We start from the raw sequence: 15,655 nt of genomic DNA, 5'->3' as shown, positions 1-15,655 counted from the left end.
TGGATTGCCGACAGCTCAGTGGTTGCCCAGGTAAAGCTGCGCCATTCGCTCATCGGCCAGCAGCCCCTGTGCGGGGCCTTGCAACACACAGCGCCCTTGGTCCAGGATATAGCCCTGCTGACTGATCTGCAGTGCCTGGCGTGCGCGCTGCTCTACCATCAGCACCGCCACGCCTGCGGCGGGCAGCTTTTGCACCATGTCAAACACCTTGCCGACCAGCGAGGGCGCCAGCGCTGCCGTGGGTTCGTCCAACACCATGATGCGGGGCGAAGGCATTAGAGCCCGCGCAAAGGCGAGCTGCTGGCGCTCGCCGCCAGAGAGGTTGCTGGCGGGCTGAGGCAATCGTTCCACCAGCGCCGGAAAGTCCGCCAGCACCTCGTCCATGCGCAGCTTGAGGTGCTTCACGCCCCGCACCACCTGCAGGTTCTCACGCACGGTGAGCGACGGGAACACATTCGCCACCTGCGGCACATAGGCCAGCCCGGCGTCAAAGCGGTCTTCGGCCGACAAGGCCGTGATGTCGCGCCCACCCAGGTGGATGGTGCCCGCCACGCGCGGCAGCAGGCCCAGCAACGCCTTCACCAGCGTGGATTTGCCCGCGCCGTTGGTGCCCGCAATGGTCACGATCTCGCCCGGTGCCACGGCCAGGTCAATGCCGTGGATGATGTCCACCTCGGAATACCCGCCGCGCAACTGCGCGATCTGCAGCAAGTTGTCTGCGCCGCTCATACCACCCCTCCCATGTAGGCTTCCTGCACGCGCGGGTCGTCCAGCACGGTGTGCGGGTCGCCCTCGGCCAAAATCGCGCCCCGGTCCATCACGATCATGCGGTGCGACAGCGACTTGAGCGCCTGCAGGTGGTGCTCGATCACGATGAACGCAATACCCTGCCCGTTCAGCTCGCGCACGCGGTCGCAAATCTCTTCGATCAGCACCGGGTTCACCCCGGCAAACGGCTCGTCCAGCAAGATGCAGCGCGGGTCCAGCATCAGCACCCGGCCCAGCTCCACCAGCTTCTTCTGCCCGCCCGACAAGCCCCCCGCCTTCACATCGCGCACCCGCGCCAGGTTCAAAAACTGGAGGATGCGGTCCGCCTTGGCAGACAACTGCGCCTCGTGCTCGCGCAGGCTGCGCGTCTGGAAGAAGGCATTCACCAGCCGCTCCCCTTGCGGGTTGGCGGCAGCCGCCATCAGGTTCTCGTGCACCGTGAGGCTCTTGAACTCGCGCGGAATCTGGAACGTGCGCACCAGCCCCAGCCGCGCGCGGCGGTAGGGGGGCATGCGGGTGATGTCCTGCCCATCAAACTGGATCTGCCCCGCATCCGCTGGCTGCTGCCCGGCAATGGCCGCAAACAATGTGCTTTTGCCCGCACCGTTGGTGCCTGCAATGCCCAGAATCTCGCCCGCCCCCAGTTGCAGCGACACACCGTCCACCGCCTTGAAGCCGCCAAACTGCCGCGTGACGGCCTCCACCTTCAGCATCGTTGTTGCGGTCATTGGGTTTTGCCTCCAAACAGGCCGTTGGGCTTGTACAGGGTGACCAGAATCAGCGCCAGGCCCACCGCAGCCAAACGCAGGCTGGCCATGCCAACTTCTGACACGCCCGGCACCCAGTCCTTGGCAAAACGCGAGCCCTCCAGAAACACCATGAGCAGCAGCGAGCCAAACACCGCACCACGCACCGTGCCCGAGCCGCCCATCACCAGCCCCATCCACACATAAAACGTGATGAGCGGGATGAACTGCTCTGGCGTGATGAAGGTGATGAAGTGCGCATAGAACGCCCCCGCCACACCCGCCAGCGCCGCCCCCAGCATGAACACCTGCACCTTGAACCAGGCAGGGTCCTTGCCCAGGGCCGACAACGCGGGCTCATCGTCGCCAATGGCCTTGAGCAGCCGCCCAAACGGGCTGGCCGCCAGGCGCACCGTGCCCCAGGCCACCACAGCAACCACGGCCAGCAGCGTGGCAAAAATCGCCATGTCCGACACACCACTGCCCCAGGACGCAAACAGCTTGGGCAAGCCGGGCAAGCCCTGCACGCCCTTGGTCAGCCAGCTCTCTTGCTGGATGGAGATGCGCACCGCTTCTGAAAAACCCAGCGTGACGATGGCCAGGTAGTCATCCCGCAAGCGCAGCGACAGCAGACCAATGGGCAGCGCCAGCACACCGGCCAGCACGCCTGCCGCCACAAAGCACAGCATCAGCGGCACGCCTTGCAGCGCCAGCAGGCCCGAGGTGTAGGCGCCCACGGCAAAGAACGCCACGACGCCAAAGTTGACCAACCGGGTCAGGCCGAACTGCAGGTTCAGACCCAGGGCCAGCAGGCAGTAGATCAGCGCAACGATGCCAATGGCACACAGGTAAGCAATCATCGGTCGAACTCCTTACCGCACCAATTGCACGCGGCCCATGATGCCGGCCGGGCGCACCAGTAGCACCAGCGCCAACACCACAAACGACAGCACCAGCTTGTACGACGGGCCCATCAGTGGCACCGCCAGCTCTTGCGCCACGCACAGCAGCAGCGCACCCAGCACCGCGCCCACCGGGCTACCGATGCCACCCAGCACCATGGCCGCAAAGGCGGGGATCAGGCTCTCCCACCCCATCTCGGGGCTGACCACGGCCTTCATGCCCAGCAGCACGCCGCCCAGCGAGGACAACGCGCCCACCAACAGCCACAGGCTCAGCATCAACCCATTGGCACGGATGCCGCTGGCCCGCGCCAGGTCGGCACTGTCGGCCACGGCGCGCAGCTGGCGGCCAAAGCTGGTGCGGTAGATCAGCACAAACACCACCAGCAGGCAAACGGCGGCCACCGCCGCAATGGCCAGGTCGGTGGGCAACACGCGAATGCCGCCAAAGTTCCAGGCGCGCACCAGGGGCAGGTCATACGTGCGCTGGTCATGCCCGGCAAAAAAGCCGATCAGGCTGCGCAGCAAAAACCCGAGGCCAATGGCCGCGAGCATGGACGACACCATGGGCCGCCCGGCCAGCTTGCGAAAGATCAGCGTGTACGAGCCCGCCGACACCACAGCCGTGACCACCATGCTGATGAGCGCCGCCGCCCACAACGGCCAGCCCCCCAGCAGCTGCACCGCCACGGCAGCGTAGGCACCGGTGGTGAGCATGTCGCCCGTGGCTGCGTTGGGAAAGCGGTTGACACCCATCACCAGGGTCATGGCCAGGGCAGGCAGTGCCACCACCAGGCCTTCGATCAATCCGTTGATCAGCAGGTTTACAAAGTCGATCCAGGTCATTGCGTCATTCCGTCATCCCATGCACAACTGCGCTGTGCGCCGCAGAAAAAATGCCCGGGGCCTGCACCTGGCAGGCGCACCGGGCGCGGTCCATCACATCGTGATGGACACCACGTCGCGCCGCACCAGCTGCCCCTTTTCGATGATGAACACGCCAAAGTCCGGCGTCACATCGCCTGCCTTGTCAAAGTCCAGCTTGCTCGACGCGCCTTCGTAGTTCACCTTGGCCTTCTTGGCCAGTTGTGCCTTGCCTTCGGCAAAGGTGAACACGGCCGTGCCGGGGGCGTTGGAGACATCGCGCATCTTGGCGTTGATCTGCTCTACCGTGGCCTTGGGGCCTGCGGCTTCCATGGCCAGCGCCAGCGAGATCACCATGTCGTACGCCATGGCGGCGTAGATGTTGGTGGAGGCCGCCTTGCCCGTGGCCTTGGTGAAGGCCGCGTCAAACTGGGCATAGGAAGCGCTCTTTTCGTTGGACACCGTGTCCACCGAGATGATGCCCTCGCACACCTCGGCACCCAGCGCCTTCACCAGGTCGGGGTTGGCCGCCCAGCCGGGGATGATCCACTTGGTGTCGGCGCCGGACTGGAACCACTCGCGCAGGATGATGGTGGTGTCGGGCAGGTACGAGCCCATCACGATCACATCAGGCTTGGCCGCCAGAATCTTTTGCAGTTCGCTGCGGTAGCTGGGGCGGCTGGGCTCGTAGGTGACGTGCGCTGCCACCTTGCCGCCGCGTTTCTCCCAGGCCTTGGTGAAGCCTTCCACATTGCCCAGGCCGGATGCGTTGTTGAACGCCATCGTGGCCGGGCGCTTGAAGCCGCGCTTGGTGCAGATCTCGGCAAAGGCCGCGCCAAAGCGGTCGTTGGTGGCCTGAAAGCGCCACACCAGGTCCTTGGTGTCCAGCGTGGAAATGGCGGGCGCGCCCGACACGTTCATCTGGATGATGCCTGCCGCGTCGGTCAGCGGCATCACCGCCAGCGTCACGCCCGAGGCCCAGGTGCCCAGCACCGCCTGCACCTTGTTCACCTCGATCAGCTTCTTGGCGGCCAGCACGGCCGCGTCGGGCTTGGTCTGGTCATCTTCGGTGAAGAGTTCGAGCTTGCGTCCACCCGCGCCGCCCGCGGCATTGACCTCATCCACGGCCAGGCGAATGGCCTGCTGCATGCCCGGGCCGTAGGGGCTGCCTGCGCCGGTGATGGGCGTGAGCGAGCCAATGCGAAACACCTCACCCTGCTGGCTGAAACCGATGGAGGGAAGGAACTGCAGAGCCGCTGCGGCGCCGCCGAGCTTGACGAAATTTCTACGTTGCATGGTGATCTCCGGTAGGGGGTGGGATGGGGGTGAGGGGATGAAAGGGACTCAAAGGGTGTTCTTGACCCACACGCCGTCCTTGGCGATGGCGCGAATGCGCTCGCCCTGGTTCAGCAGGCAGGTGATGTCGGTGAGCGGGTTGCCATCGACCAGCAAGATGTCGGCAATGGCACCGGCCGAGACTTCGCCCAGCTGGCCTTGCTGGCCCAGAATCTCCGCGCCAATCAGCGTGGCCTGCTGCAGCACCGGGCCATTGCCCAGAATCTCCGCGCGCAGGCGCAACTCGTCGGACTGCAGGTAATGCGTCTCGGCCAGCAAGTCGCTGCCCAGGCCCATCTTCACGCCCGCCTTGGCCAGGATCTCGATGGCCTGCTTGCCTTGGCCGCGCACCGAATCGATCTTGGCAATCGACACCGCAGGCAGGCCATAACGCTCGCCCTCATTGGCCAGGCCCTCGTAGGTGATGAGCGTGGGCACCATGAAAGCGCCCATCTCGGCCATGAATTCTGCCGTGGGCGCATCCACCAGATTGCCGTGCTCGATGGTGCGCACGCCGCAGCGCACGGCGCGGGCGATGGCGCGGGGCGTGTAGGCATGGGCCATGACATAGGTGTTGGCATTGGATGCCTCTTCCACAATGGCGTGCAGCTCGGCCTCGGAGTAGCCCAGATTGCCAATCGGGTCGTTGGGCGAAGCCACGCCGCCCGAAGCCATCACCTTGATCTGCGTGGCGCCCTTCAAAATTTCTTCGCGCACCGCCAAGCGGCAAGCATCCACGCCATCGACCACGCGGCCGATGTTGCCGAGCTTGTAGGCGCACGAACACACATCCAGGTCATCGTTGCGCTGGCGAAAGTCCGCATGCCCGCCGGTTTGCGACAGCGCCTTGCCCGCAGGAAAGATGCGCGGCCCTTGCACCAGCCCCGTGCGCACCGCCTCGGCCAGCGACCAGTCGGCACCGCCCGCATCACGCACGGTGGTAAAGCCCCGCTCCAGCATGCCCTTCATGATGGGCAGCGAGCGCATCATGGTGAACACGTTGGGCATCTTGGCCACGGCACCCAGGTTGAACGAAGACGCCACCACGTGCACGTGGCAGTCGATCAGGCCGGGCATCAGGGTCATGCCCTTGGCGTCGAGCGTGGTGGTCCCTTCTAGCACCTGCAGGTCGGTGCCTACCGCCGCAATGCGGCCGTCCTGCACCAGAACGGACAGGCCGGTGCGCAGTGTGAGTGCGTGGACATCCAGCACACGGCTGTTTTCAATCAACAAAGAGGTCATGAGATTCGTCAAAGTGGGCGCGATGGCTTCAAAATTACTCATAGCCTGCTTTTTCAGGGGGCCATGAAGACCATCAAGCATCCATCTGGTGCATTGCAGCATCTACAGAGTGTGGTGCTTGACACATTGCTGTCACAGGACGCATTTATCGGGCCAATTGCCCTTATCCGCAACGCCTAAAATCTCACCATCCCATGAGCCCTACTCATACCTCCTAGGCCACATCTATGCGCCGCCTGTGCCCCACCATCTCTGAGTTGAACGCCTTTCATTCCGCCGCCAAGCACCAGGCCTTCACCATGGCCGCGCGCGAGCTGTGCGTGACGCAAAGCGCCATCAGCCGCCACATTGCGGCGCTGGAGGACTACCTGGGCCAAAAGCTCTTCATCCGCAAGGCCACAGGGCTGGAGCTGACCGAGGCGGGTGCCACCTACCTCAACGCCACCCGCCCCGCCATGGCCGCGTTGGAATCGGCCACGGCACAGCTCATGTCGTACGGGGGCGATGGCGGCTCGCTCAACCTGTCGGTGCCGCCCACGTTTGCGGCGCAGTGGCTCTTCCCGCGCCTGGGGCACTTCAAGCGCACGCTGCCGCAGGTGTCGCTGAACTTTGTGCGCTACCAGCACGCGCACGACTTTGCGACGCCGCACGAGTTCGACGCTGCCATCCAGTACGGCTACGGCAACTGGCCCAGCGCCAATGCGCGCTACCTCATCGGCAAAGAAACCAGCATCGTCTGCAGCCCCCAACTGCGCGACGCCCTGCCCCTGCGCACCCCGCAAGACCTGGTGCGCGCCACCCTGCTGCAGCACATCGAGGTGCCCCTGGCCTGGCAAGACTGGATGGAAGCCCACGGCCTGGACACCAGCGCCAGCCGCTTCGGGCCGGGCTTCAACCTCTACTCGCTCATCATCCGCGCCGCCGTCTCCGGCTTTGGCGTGGGCATTGTGCCCACCTGTCTGGTGGAAGACGAACTGCAGGCCGGTACGCTGGTCGAGCCCCTGAAGGACCGCTTTGACAGCCCGCTGGGCTACTACCTGTGCGCGCCCACGGCACGCACCAACTTGTCGGTGTACCGGCTAGTGGCCGGGTGGCTGGAGCATTGCTGCAACCATGGGGAAGGGGCGGCTGCGCCTGCGGCTGCAGAGGCTGGGGCGGGCTGCATTTTTTGTACGCCGCAACAAGGAGCGAACGGTGCCAACGCCGTCACCACTGCTGCAGCCATGGCGGGTTGATGCGGCCAGTGCGACGGTGGATCGGCTTGCACAGATAGCCAGCCCCTGCCTTAGCGCGGACAGCCTGCTGCATGAAAAAACAAGGCTGCAGCGCTTATGGATCAGGCTCAAGCAGCTATCAATTAACTAGCAATCCTGTCTTATGGCTTCACAAAATTATTAGCACCCTTGCGAGCCAAGTCGAAGGAGGCAGCGGTGCTGAACGCTCCATCTTCGTCACGTAGTTCCCCTATCGGGCAAAAGGCAAGGCCTGACCGCAATTATTTTTCAGGCGCGTGCAATTTGTGACGTCAGGTGCAACGATAAGTTATGCCTAACCAAGAACAACATCAGCAAGTTGTTCTGCTATTTCATCGATGTTTAGCAATGAAGTGTTGAGTGCAACTTTGTCAGCGATTGATGGACTAAATCGCATCACTTCATCTTTTGAAACTTTATGCCATATGGGCAATATCATTTTTCGACCGCTCATTTCTTGAGCTGTCATTCCATCTAATTCGTAATTTGTCCAGTTTTTTGAAAAGAATGATGATGATAATACAATCGTCCCAAAACGAGAGTTTGACAACCCACTATCAATACTTCTCCGCAAGCTGTCACCAACTTTTAGTGTGAACTCGTCATACCATACTTTTACACCACGTTTTTCAAGTGCTAGTGCTAAAGGGCGAACCAGATCTTCTTTGTCTTCCGACGCATGAGAAATAAATAAATCATATTTAATTTCTGGTGCTTCAACATGGTTTTCAACTGTTGCTTCTACTCGACGAGCCAGTGTAGATGTAGCCTGAAGTTCAGCATTTAGATTTCGCTGGAAAGCTAACTGATTTCGTTGGCGTTCTTTTTCAAGTTCAAGTTCTTTTTTCAGTTCTCTTTCTCTGACTTGAGCTAATCTTTTTTGTTCTTTTTCCTCTTCTTTTGCCAAATCCAAACGAGCTTTTAACAGTGCTGCATTTTTTCGGCCTCTTTTTTTGCTATTTGAGATCGTTTTTCAGAAATAGAAGCAATCTCTCGCTGATGTCGTTCTATTTCTGATCTCTTACTATTAAGCGTTGAAATTGTTGTTGATTTTGTTATTGATCTCTGAATTTGATTGATTTTTGAATAAAGGGCCACTTCTTTCTTTGTTTCTTGACTCGATTTTGTTGACAGGTCAGCAAGCTCTCGTTGAAGTCTTCCAATAGTGCTTGTAATAGTCGAAATAGACATTTTTTTACTGATTCGTGGTTAATGAACTGTGCATAACTAGATTTAGACGACAACAATAAAATCAAAAGAAGTCTGATAACGCACTTCGACACGAAATTTTTGCCAAACGTATGCATCCCCTCGCCTTTTAGTCAAACCTAAAATTTCCCGGATGGATGCATTCCGATGCTTGCTCTGGCCGGCACCCGCCAAGGCAGGCCTGGATGCCGGTCGACCTTTCATTCAGGCAAACAACCCCTTGTACTGATCCCGCAGCAAATTCTTCTGCACCTTCCCCATCGTATTGCGCGGCAGCTCCGCCACCACAAAGCACTTCTTCGGAATCTTGAAGTTGGCCAACTGCGACTTGAGCTGGGCCACGATGGCATCCGCATCCAGCTTGGCGCCGGGCTTGGCAATCACCACGGCCACGCCTACTTCGCCAAAGTCGGGGTGCGGCACGCCGACCAGGGCGCTCTCGGCCACGCCGGGCATGTCGTTGATGTAGCCCTCTATCTCTGCGGGGTAGACGTTGTAGCCGCCGCTGATGATGAGGTCTTTGCTGCGGCCCACGATGTGGACGTAGCCGCGTTCATCGACCTTGCCCACGTCGCCGGTTTTGAAGTAGCCGTCCTTCGTGAACTCTTCGGCCGTCTTCTCGGGCATGCGCCAGTAGCCCTTGAACACGTTGGGGCCCTTGACCTGGATGCCGCCGATCTCGCCCACGGGCAGGTCTTTGCCGTCGTCGCCCTGCACGCGCAGGCTCACGCCCGGCAGGGGGAAGCCGACGGTGCCACCACGGCGCTCATCCTCGCCTTTGTATCGCTTGTCGGCGCTGTAGGGGTTGCTGGTGAGCATGATGGTTTCGCTCATGCCGTAACGCTCCAGAATGGTGTGGCCGGTGCGTTGCTGCCATTCCTTGAAGGTTTCGATGAGCAGCGGTGCAGAGCCTGCAATGAACAGGCGCATGTTCTTCACGGCCTCTTTGGTCAAGCCGGGCTCGGCCAGCATGCGCACGTACAGCGTGGGCACGCCCATGAACACTGTGGCGCGGGGCATGGCGCCGATGACGGCCTTGGGGTCGAACTTGGCCATCCAGATCATCTTGCTGCCGTTGATGAGCGCACCGTGGATGGCGACGAACAGGCCGTGCACGTGGAAGATGGGCAAGGCGTGAATCAATACATCGCCCTTCTTCCAGCCCCAGTAGTCTTTGAGCATGACCGCGTTGCTGAGCATGTTGCCGTGCGTGAGCATGGCGCCCTTGCTGCGGCCGGTGGTGCCGCTGGTGTAGAGGATGGCGGCGAGGTCATCTGCACTGCGGGCCACGGCCTGGTGCTCATCGCTGTGGTGGGTGGCGCGCTCGAGCAGGCTGCCGGCGCGGTCGTCGCCCAGGGTGAACACATGCTGCGTGCCCAGCGTGAAGGCAATCTTGCTGACCCAGCCGAAGTTGCCGGGCGAGCACACCACCACCGCGGGCTCGGCGTTGCCGATGAAGTATTCGATCTCGGCGCTTTGGTAGGCGGTGTTGAGTGGCAGGAACACGTAGCCCGCGCGCAGCGTTGCCAGGTACAGGGCCATGGCTTCGACGGACTTTTCCACCTGCACGGCCACGCGGCTGCCTTGGGGCAGCTTGAGCGATGCGAGCAGGTTGGCGATGCGGGCGCTGGCGCGGTCCAGGTCGCGCCAGGTGTAGAACAGCGGGGTGCCGTCTGCCGCCATGGTCTCGACGGCGGTGCTGTCCAGGTCAGACGGGAAGGCTGCGCGCAGGGCGCTGAAGAGGTTGTTTTGGCTCATGGCAGTTGGACGGTTTTAAAGGTTTGGATCAACAAGGCGGGCGGGGCCCGTCAAAACAACGGCGCGCGTTTTTCTAGGAACGCGGTGATGCCTTCGCGGTGCTCGGCGCTGTCCGCGTAGACATAGGGGTCAGGCGCCCCGTTTACTATATTTTTCATAGCTATTTGCGCTTTACCATCAAGCGCCAGAGGCATTTTTAATGCCCGAAATGTCTGCTTGTTCATGCGGGCGGCCTGCGGCGCCAGTGCGGCGATGCGCTGTGCGCTGCCCAGGGCCTCGGTGGCCACCATGTCGTCGGCCACCACACGGCTCAGAAAGCCGCGTGCCAGCATGTCAGGGGCGCTGAAGGTGGCGGCCTCCAGCAGCATCTGGCGTGCGGTCACGTCACCCACAGCACCCGCCACCAGCTGCGCCTCGCGCGGGGCCATCGGGAAACCGAGCTTGGCAATCGGCGCGCCAAAACGCGCACCACTGCCCGCCACGCGGATGTCGCAGCAGCTGGCAATCTCCACCCCGGCACCCATGCAGGCGCCACGGATCTGCGCCACGATGGGCACGTCGCACTGGAGCATGGCGTTGAGCCCACCCCAGACGTCGTTCTCATGAAAGTCCCGCAAGGCAGCGGCGTCAAACCGAAAGCCGGGGTACTCCGAAATGTCACCGCCCGCACAGAAGGCATCGCCCTCCCCCGCAATGAGCACGCAGCGCACATCGCTGCGCTGCTGGATGTCTTCAAACACCACACGCAGCTGCCGCCACATGCCACGCGACATGGCGTTCAGCCGCCCGGTGTGGCGCAGCGTGACATGCACCACACCACGCTCACCCGATTCCATCAACACTTCACCCGACATCTCGGCAACCTATCAAGTTATGCACATTACTCAGCCCTGAAAGCCCGCGCTACACCATCGCGAGTGCCACCGTGGAACCGGCTTTGCCGGGCCACGGGTGGCGTCCCCCTTCAGGGGGAAGGCGCAAAGCGCCACAGGGGGTTAATCAAGCTTTGCGCCAGAGGCCTTCACCACCGCCGCCCAGCGCTTGACCTCGCTGCTGACCATGCCCGCAAACTGCTGCTGGGTCATGCCGCCGTATTCGGCGCCGTTGTTGGCCCAGATCGTTTTGAGTTCGTCGGCGCTGCCCAGCTTGCGCACCTCGTCCACGATGCGCGCCTGCACATCGGCGGGGGTGCCCTTGGGTGCCCACAGGCCGTACCAGGTGGTGACGGTGTAGTCGGGCAGGCCAACTTCGGCGGCGCAGGGTACGTCTGGGAACGCGGCATTGCGCTTGGGGCCCGACACCATGAGCGCCTTGATACGCCCACCTTTGATGTGGGACGCCGAGGAACCCAGCCCGTCAAACATCATGTCCACTTGCCCACCAATCAGGTCCTGCAGCGCGGGGCCGGCACCCCGGTAGGGGATGTGGGTGATGAAGGTGCCCGTCTGCTGCTTGAACAGCTCGCCCGCCAGGTGGTGCGACGTGCCAGCGCCCGCAGACCCGTAATTGAGCTTGGCGGGGTTGCGCTTCACATAGTCCATGAACTGCTGGAAGTTGTTGACCGGCACGTTCTTGGGGTTGACCACCACCACCTGGGGCACGTTGGCCAGCAAGAACAGCGGAATGAAGTCCTTCTCCAGGTCGTAGTCGAGCTTGGGGTACATCGACGGGGCGATCGCGTGGTGCACGGCCCCCATGAAGAGCGTGTAGCCGTCTGGTGCGGCCTTGGAGGCAAAGCTGGCCCCCACGGTGCCGCCCGCGCCCCCTCGGTTGTCGATCACGAGCGTCTTGCCGGTGGCCTTGGAGAACTGCGCTGCCAAGGGGCGCGCAAAGGCATCGGTGCCGCCGCCCGCAGGGAACGGCACCACCAGGTTCACCGGTTTGGTGGGCCAGGCCGATGCCTGGGCCCATGCAGGCACCGTGCCCGTGGCCAGCCCCAAACCTGTGGCAGCAGCCCCCAGCAGCACCTCGCGGCGCTGAATTCGCATGTCTTTCATTCCTTGTCTCCTGTCGTCGTTGTAAAAAAGGAAAGCAGGCCTACGGTGCCCCACCGTTCAAAACCGTGCCAGGCACTTGCCACCATCGGCTGGCTCCCCTCTGAGGGGGTCCATCGGCCATTGTCTGCGCCGATGATGACGATGATGGCATTGCGCGGCACCGGGGCCTGCGGTCAGTCACGGCACAGGCTGTCGATGTCCCCCGACACCGGCACCTTGCCTTGCGCGAGCAAGCTGCGGTGCTTGTCGATGCGCTTGAGGTCGTACAGGTAATTCACCATCAGCCCGTACGATTGTTTCAGTCCTTTGCTGGACGGGTCTCCCGCCCAGTTCAGGCGTTCCACCCGCGCTCCGTTGCCCAGGTGGAAGCGGGCCACCGGGTCCACTGGCTTTCCGTCCTGCAGCTCACGGGCCAGGTAGCGTGCGGCGCACTCCATCAGCATCTGGCGCACGGGCGATCGGGCATCGAGGTCGGTGGCCTTGTCGAGCGCAGCCAGCAGATGGGTGGCCTGCGGGGGTTCAAAGCCCACGGCCCGACCCAGCTCGGTGCGGCGCTTGTCATCCAGGCGCTCCAGCATCGCACCGGCATGCTTGCCCAGCCAAGCGCGGAAACCCGGAATCGGCGACAACGTGGCAAAGGTGCGCAACCGGGGAAATTCGGCCGTGAGGGTCTCCACCACATGCTTGATGAGTGAATCGCCAAAGCTCACACCACGCAGCCCGGTCTGGGTGTTGCTGATCGAATAGAAAATCGCCGTGGTGGCCCGCCCGATGTCAGCGGGTGCCGCCGCTTCGTCGAGCAAAGGCGTGATGCTGGACGAGATTTTGTCCACCAGCGCCACCTCCACAAAGATCAGCGGCTCGTTGGGCAAACGCGGATGAAAGAAGCCGTAGCAGCGGCGGTCGCTGTCGAGCCGGTTTTTCAGATCGGCCCAGCTGCGGATGTCATGCACGGCCTCGTACTTGATGAGCTTTTCAATCAGCGAAGCGGGCGAGTCCCACGACAGGCGGCGTAGCTCCAGAAAGGCCACGTCAAACCAGGTCGAGAACAGGTGCTCCAGCTCGGCATCCAGCGCCAACAGGCGCTTGTCGGACTTGAGCAGGGGCAGCAGCTCAGCACGCATGTCCAGCAAGAACCGCATGCCTTCAGGGAACGCAGAAAAACGCTGCAGCAGCCGCGTGCGCGGCGATACCAGTGCGCGGCGCAGGCTGATCTCGGCCTGGCCTTCTTCGGCCGTGCCAGCCGCCGCTTCGTAGCGTTGGCGGGCCGATTTGAAGCGCGTGGCGTCGGGGGCGAACTGCTCGCACATCAGCAGCCACATGTCGCGGCGCTCTTCGGGCTCGGCCTTGGCATACCACTCGGCCACGGCCTGGGCGCGGCGGCCACCTTCGATCTCGCTCACCTGCGGGGCCACCACCTCCTGCAGGTCGGCCAGCAGGCGGCGCAGCGCGCGGGGCGACAGAGCCTCCTGCCCGCGCCGCAGCGTGGCCTGCAGCCGCTCGTTGGTGGAACGCGGTACGGCGACCTTGGCCACCACATCGGTCACCGATTTGTCGAGCCCGGCGCGGGCCGGTTTGTCGGTCGCCTTCTCGCTTGCCTTCTCGCCGGTTTTGTCAGCGGGCTTGTCTGCCGCGGGCGCTGCCGTGCGCAGGCGCGACACACTGCGGGTGATCCATTCGGGGGTGCTGTTGATCATGGGGTGAGCCTCGATTGCTGGTTGCGGGCTACGTCGCGCAGCGCATCGCGCTGGCGCAACAGATGGTTGCGCATGGCCTCTTCGGCGGCGTCGCAGTCGCGCGCCTTGAGCGCGGCGAACACTGCCAGGTGCTCGGCCAGGCTTTGCTGCAGGCGGCCCGGCACATGCAGCGTTTGTGCTCGCGCCAGGCGCAGGATCTTTCGCAGATCGCCAATCACCTGGGCCAGCCAGCGGTTGTCCGCCAGTGTGATGAAGGCCTCGTGAATGGCGTAGTTGGCTTCGTAGTAGTCGGCAATCAGGCCTTCAGCGGCAAACTGCTGCAGCCGCTGGTGCAACACCTCAAGCGCCGCAACATCCGCCGCGACCGCCTTGCGCGTGGCCTCATGGGCCGCCCGCCCCTCCAGCAGCGCGATCACGGGAAAAAGATCGTCCAGGTCGCGCTCGGTGATCTCAGCCACAAAGCAGCCGCGGCGCGGTTCGTGGCGCAGCAAGCCCTCCGCCACCAGCACCTTGAGCGCCTCGCGCAGCGGCGTACGCGAAATAGCGAGCCGCTCGCACAAGGCCGCTTCGTCCAGAAAACTCCCGGGGGGCAAGGCGCCCGCAAAGATTTGCTCACGCAAGCGCGAGGCGGCTTCGTCGTGCAGTGAGTTGGGAACCGGGCGCATGGTGCGGGGAAAACTCCAGGGTGTCAGGGTGCGCAGGCAAAACGCCTGCATCTTTTGCTGCCAACGCGGCTTCAAATGCCGCCAAACGTCAACATCACTCTGAATAGTTCGTAATTTCTCATAATTACGCAAAATCACAAGAGGAAAACCCTGAAATGTGCTGATGGGGCGACAAACGGTGCACCCATGGTGCAGAGATGCAACACGAGGGCCGTTTTATTTCGGTAAAAAGCCGCACGGGAAGCGCGGCGGAGGCGGGTCAACACATCGTCCCGCCTCACCCACCGGCAGAGCACTTACCTTGCAATGGCAAGCGCTGCTATTTTTATAGCTGCTAGCGCTTACCAGTTAAGCGCTAGAGGCCAATTTCAACTGATTTTTTGCGCCACCGCGGGCTGGCGCTGTGCCCACACCCACAGGCCCACGCCCGCGGCGATCATCGGCACGCACAGCCACTGGCCCATGCTCATACCCAAGGACAGGATGCCGAGGAACGCATCGGGCTCGCGAAAGTATTCGGCAATAAAGCGGAAGGTGCCATAACCCACCAGGAATGCGGCGGCCACCTGGCCCTGGCGACGTTCTTTGCGCGCATACAGCCACAGCAGGATGAACAGCAGCAAGCCCTCCAAGAGGAACTGGTAAACCTGCGACGGATGGCGTGGCTGCAGGGAACCGCTGTGTGCAAACACCATGCCCCACGGCAGGTCCGGGCTGGCAAAACGGCCCCACAGTTCGCCGTTGATGAAATTTCCCACCCGCCCTGCGGCCAAACCCGTGGGCACGCAGGGCGCCACAAAGTCGGCAACCTGCAGCCAGGGGCGCTTGCGCGAATGTGCGAACCACAACATGGCCGCTATCACGCCCAACAAGCCACCGTGAAAGGCCATACCCCCTTGCCACACGGCAAAGATTTCCAGGGGGTGACTCAGGTAATACGCAGGTTTGTAGAACAGGCAATACCCCAGGCGCCCCCCCACCACCACACCCGCCACCCCCAGGAACAGGATGTCTTCCACGTCCTTGCGCGACCATGCGCCAGGGCCGGTGATGGAGGCAAACGGCTCGTGCCGCAGGCGCCGGATGCCCAGCAGCATGAACAGGCCAAAAGCCGCAAGATAGGTCAGGCCGTACCAGTGGATGGCCAGCGGGCCGATCTGCAGGGCGACAGGGTCGATGTGGGGATAAGTCAGCATGGGGGCGATTGTGCACGCGCAGC

General features: G+C 62.4%; 15 protein-coding genes. 1 reads left to right on the top strand and 14 read right to left on the bottom strand.

Going from position 1 to position 15,655, the window contains the following annotated elements; genetic code table 11:
- Nucleotides 1–15: 15 nt before the first annotated feature.
- The 6 genes from LPA35_RS01375 to LPA35_RS01350 form a co-directional block, all read right to left on the bottom strand.
- Entirely contained in the window at nt 16–729 is a 714-nt protein-coding gene (locus tag LPA35_RS01375; protein WP_228894595.1) for an ABC transporter ATP-binding protein, read from the bottom strand.
- A complete protein-coding gene (locus tag LPA35_RS01370) occupies nt 726–1,496 on the bottom strand; it encodes an ABC transporter ATP-binding protein (protein WP_228894593.1) in 771 nt (256 codons plus the stop codon). Before LPA35_RS01370 ends, LPA35_RS01375 begins: the two co-directional genes overlap by 4 nt.
- Nucleotides 1,493–2,374, bottom strand: a complete 882-nt coding sequence (locus tag LPA35_RS01365; RefSeq protein WP_228894592.1) for a branched-chain amino acid ABC transporter permease — start codon at nt 2,372–2,374, stop codon at nt 1,493–1,495. Before LPA35_RS01365 ends, LPA35_RS01370 begins: the two co-directional genes overlap by 4 nt.
- A gap of 12 nt (nt 2,375–2,386) precedes the next feature.
- Nucleotides 2,387–3,262, bottom strand: a complete 876-nt coding sequence (locus LPA35_RS01360) for a branched-chain amino acid ABC transporter permease (protein ID WP_228894590.1) — start codon at nt 3,260–3,262, stop codon at nt 2,387–2,389.
- 93 nt (nt 3,263–3,355) lie between these two features.
- On the bottom strand, nt 3,356–4,576 hold the full coding sequence (locus tag LPA35_RS01355) for an ABC transporter substrate-binding protein (protein WP_099730657.1): 1,221 nt from the start codon (nt 4,574–4,576) through the stop codon (nt 3,356–3,358).
- Nucleotides 4,577–4,624: 48 nt separating this feature from the next.
- On the bottom strand, nt 4,625–5,857 hold the full coding sequence (locus LPA35_RS01350; RefSeq protein WP_228894588.1) for an amidohydrolase family protein: 1,233 nt from the start codon (nt 5,855–5,857) through the stop codon (nt 4,625–4,627).
- A 227-nt stretch (nt 5,858–6,084) separates the two neighbouring features.
- Between LPA35_RS01350 and LPA35_RS01345 the strand changes: the two genes are divergently transcribed.
- The gene (locus LPA35_RS01345; protein ID WP_228894586.1) at nt 6,085–7,092 is read left to right on the top strand and encodes a LysR substrate-binding domain-containing protein; all 1,008 of its coding nucleotides are present in this window, start codon (nt 6,085–6,087) and stop codon (nt 7,090–7,092) included.
- Nucleotides 7,093–7,405: 313 nt separating this feature from the next.
- Here LPA35_RS01345 and LPA35_RS01340 read toward each other — a convergent pair whose 3' ends face one another.
- The 8 genes from LPA35_RS01340 to lgt all read right to left on the bottom strand — a co-directional run bounded on the left by LPA35_RS01340 (nt 7,406) and on the right by lgt (nt 15,632).
- Nucleotides 7,406–8,017 carry a toll/interleukin-1 receptor domain-containing protein gene (locus LPA35_RS01340; protein WP_228894584.1) on the bottom strand — a complete coding sequence of 204 codons (612 nt, stop codon included), beginning with the start codon at nt 8,015–8,017 and terminating at the stop codon, nt 7,406–7,408.
- Between the two features lie 14 nt (nt 8,018–8,031).
- Nucleotides 8,032–8,301 (bottom strand): hypothetical protein, encoded by a 270-nt coding sequence (locus LPA35_RS01335; protein WP_228894582.1) that lies wholly within the window; start codon nt 8,299–8,301, stop codon nt 8,032–8,034.
- A 222-nt stretch (nt 8,302–8,523) separates the two neighbouring features.
- Nucleotides 8,524–10,077 (bottom strand): malonyl-CoA synthase, encoded by a 1,554-nt coding sequence (locus LPA35_RS01330; protein ID WP_228894580.1) that lies wholly within the window; start codon nt 10,075–10,077, stop codon nt 8,524–8,526.
- 50 nt (nt 10,078–10,127) lie between these two features.
- Nucleotides 10,128–10,931 (bottom strand): enoyl-CoA hydratase/isomerase family protein, encoded by an 804-nt coding sequence (locus tag LPA35_RS01325; protein WP_228894578.1) that lies wholly within the window; start codon nt 10,929–10,931, stop codon nt 10,128–10,130.
- A gap of 141 nt (nt 10,932–11,072) precedes the next feature.
- On the bottom strand, nt 11,073–12,074 hold the full coding sequence (locus LPA35_RS01320) for a tripartite tricarboxylate transporter substrate binding protein (RefSeq protein WP_055401430.1): 1,002 nt from the start codon (nt 12,072–12,074) through the stop codon (nt 11,073–11,075).
- Between the two features lie 173 nt (nt 12,075–12,247).
- The gene (locus LPA35_RS01315) at nt 12,248–13,771 is read right to left on the bottom strand and encodes a malonyl-CoA decarboxylase (protein ID WP_121419616.1); all 1,524 of its coding nucleotides are present in this window, start codon (nt 13,769–13,771) and stop codon (nt 12,248–12,250) included.
- Nucleotides 13,768–14,436: a GntR family transcriptional regulator gene (locus tag LPA35_RS01310; protein WP_121422656.1), complete on the bottom strand. Its 669-nt coding sequence runs from the start codon at nt 14,434–14,436 to the stop codon at nt 13,768–13,770. Before LPA35_RS01310 ends, LPA35_RS01315 begins: the two co-directional genes overlap by 4 nt.
- 368 nt (nt 14,437–14,804) lie before the next feature.
- The gene (gene lgt / locus LPA35_RS01305; protein ID WP_121419615.1) at nt 14,805–15,632 is read right to left on the bottom strand and encodes a prolipoprotein diacylglyceryl transferase; all 828 of its coding nucleotides are present in this window, start codon (nt 15,630–15,632) and stop codon (nt 14,805–14,807) included.
- Between the last annotated feature and the right edge of the window lie 23 nt (nt 15,633–15,655).

The organism is Acidovorax sp. Leaf73, assembly GCF_916855635.1.
GTDB lineage: Bacteria > Pseudomonadota > Gammaproteobacteria > Burkholderiales > Burkholderiaceae_C > Acidovorax > Acidovorax facilis.
The sequence above is the reverse complement of the archived record's forward strand: the minus strand, read 5'-3'. Positions and strand labels throughout refer to the sequence as shown.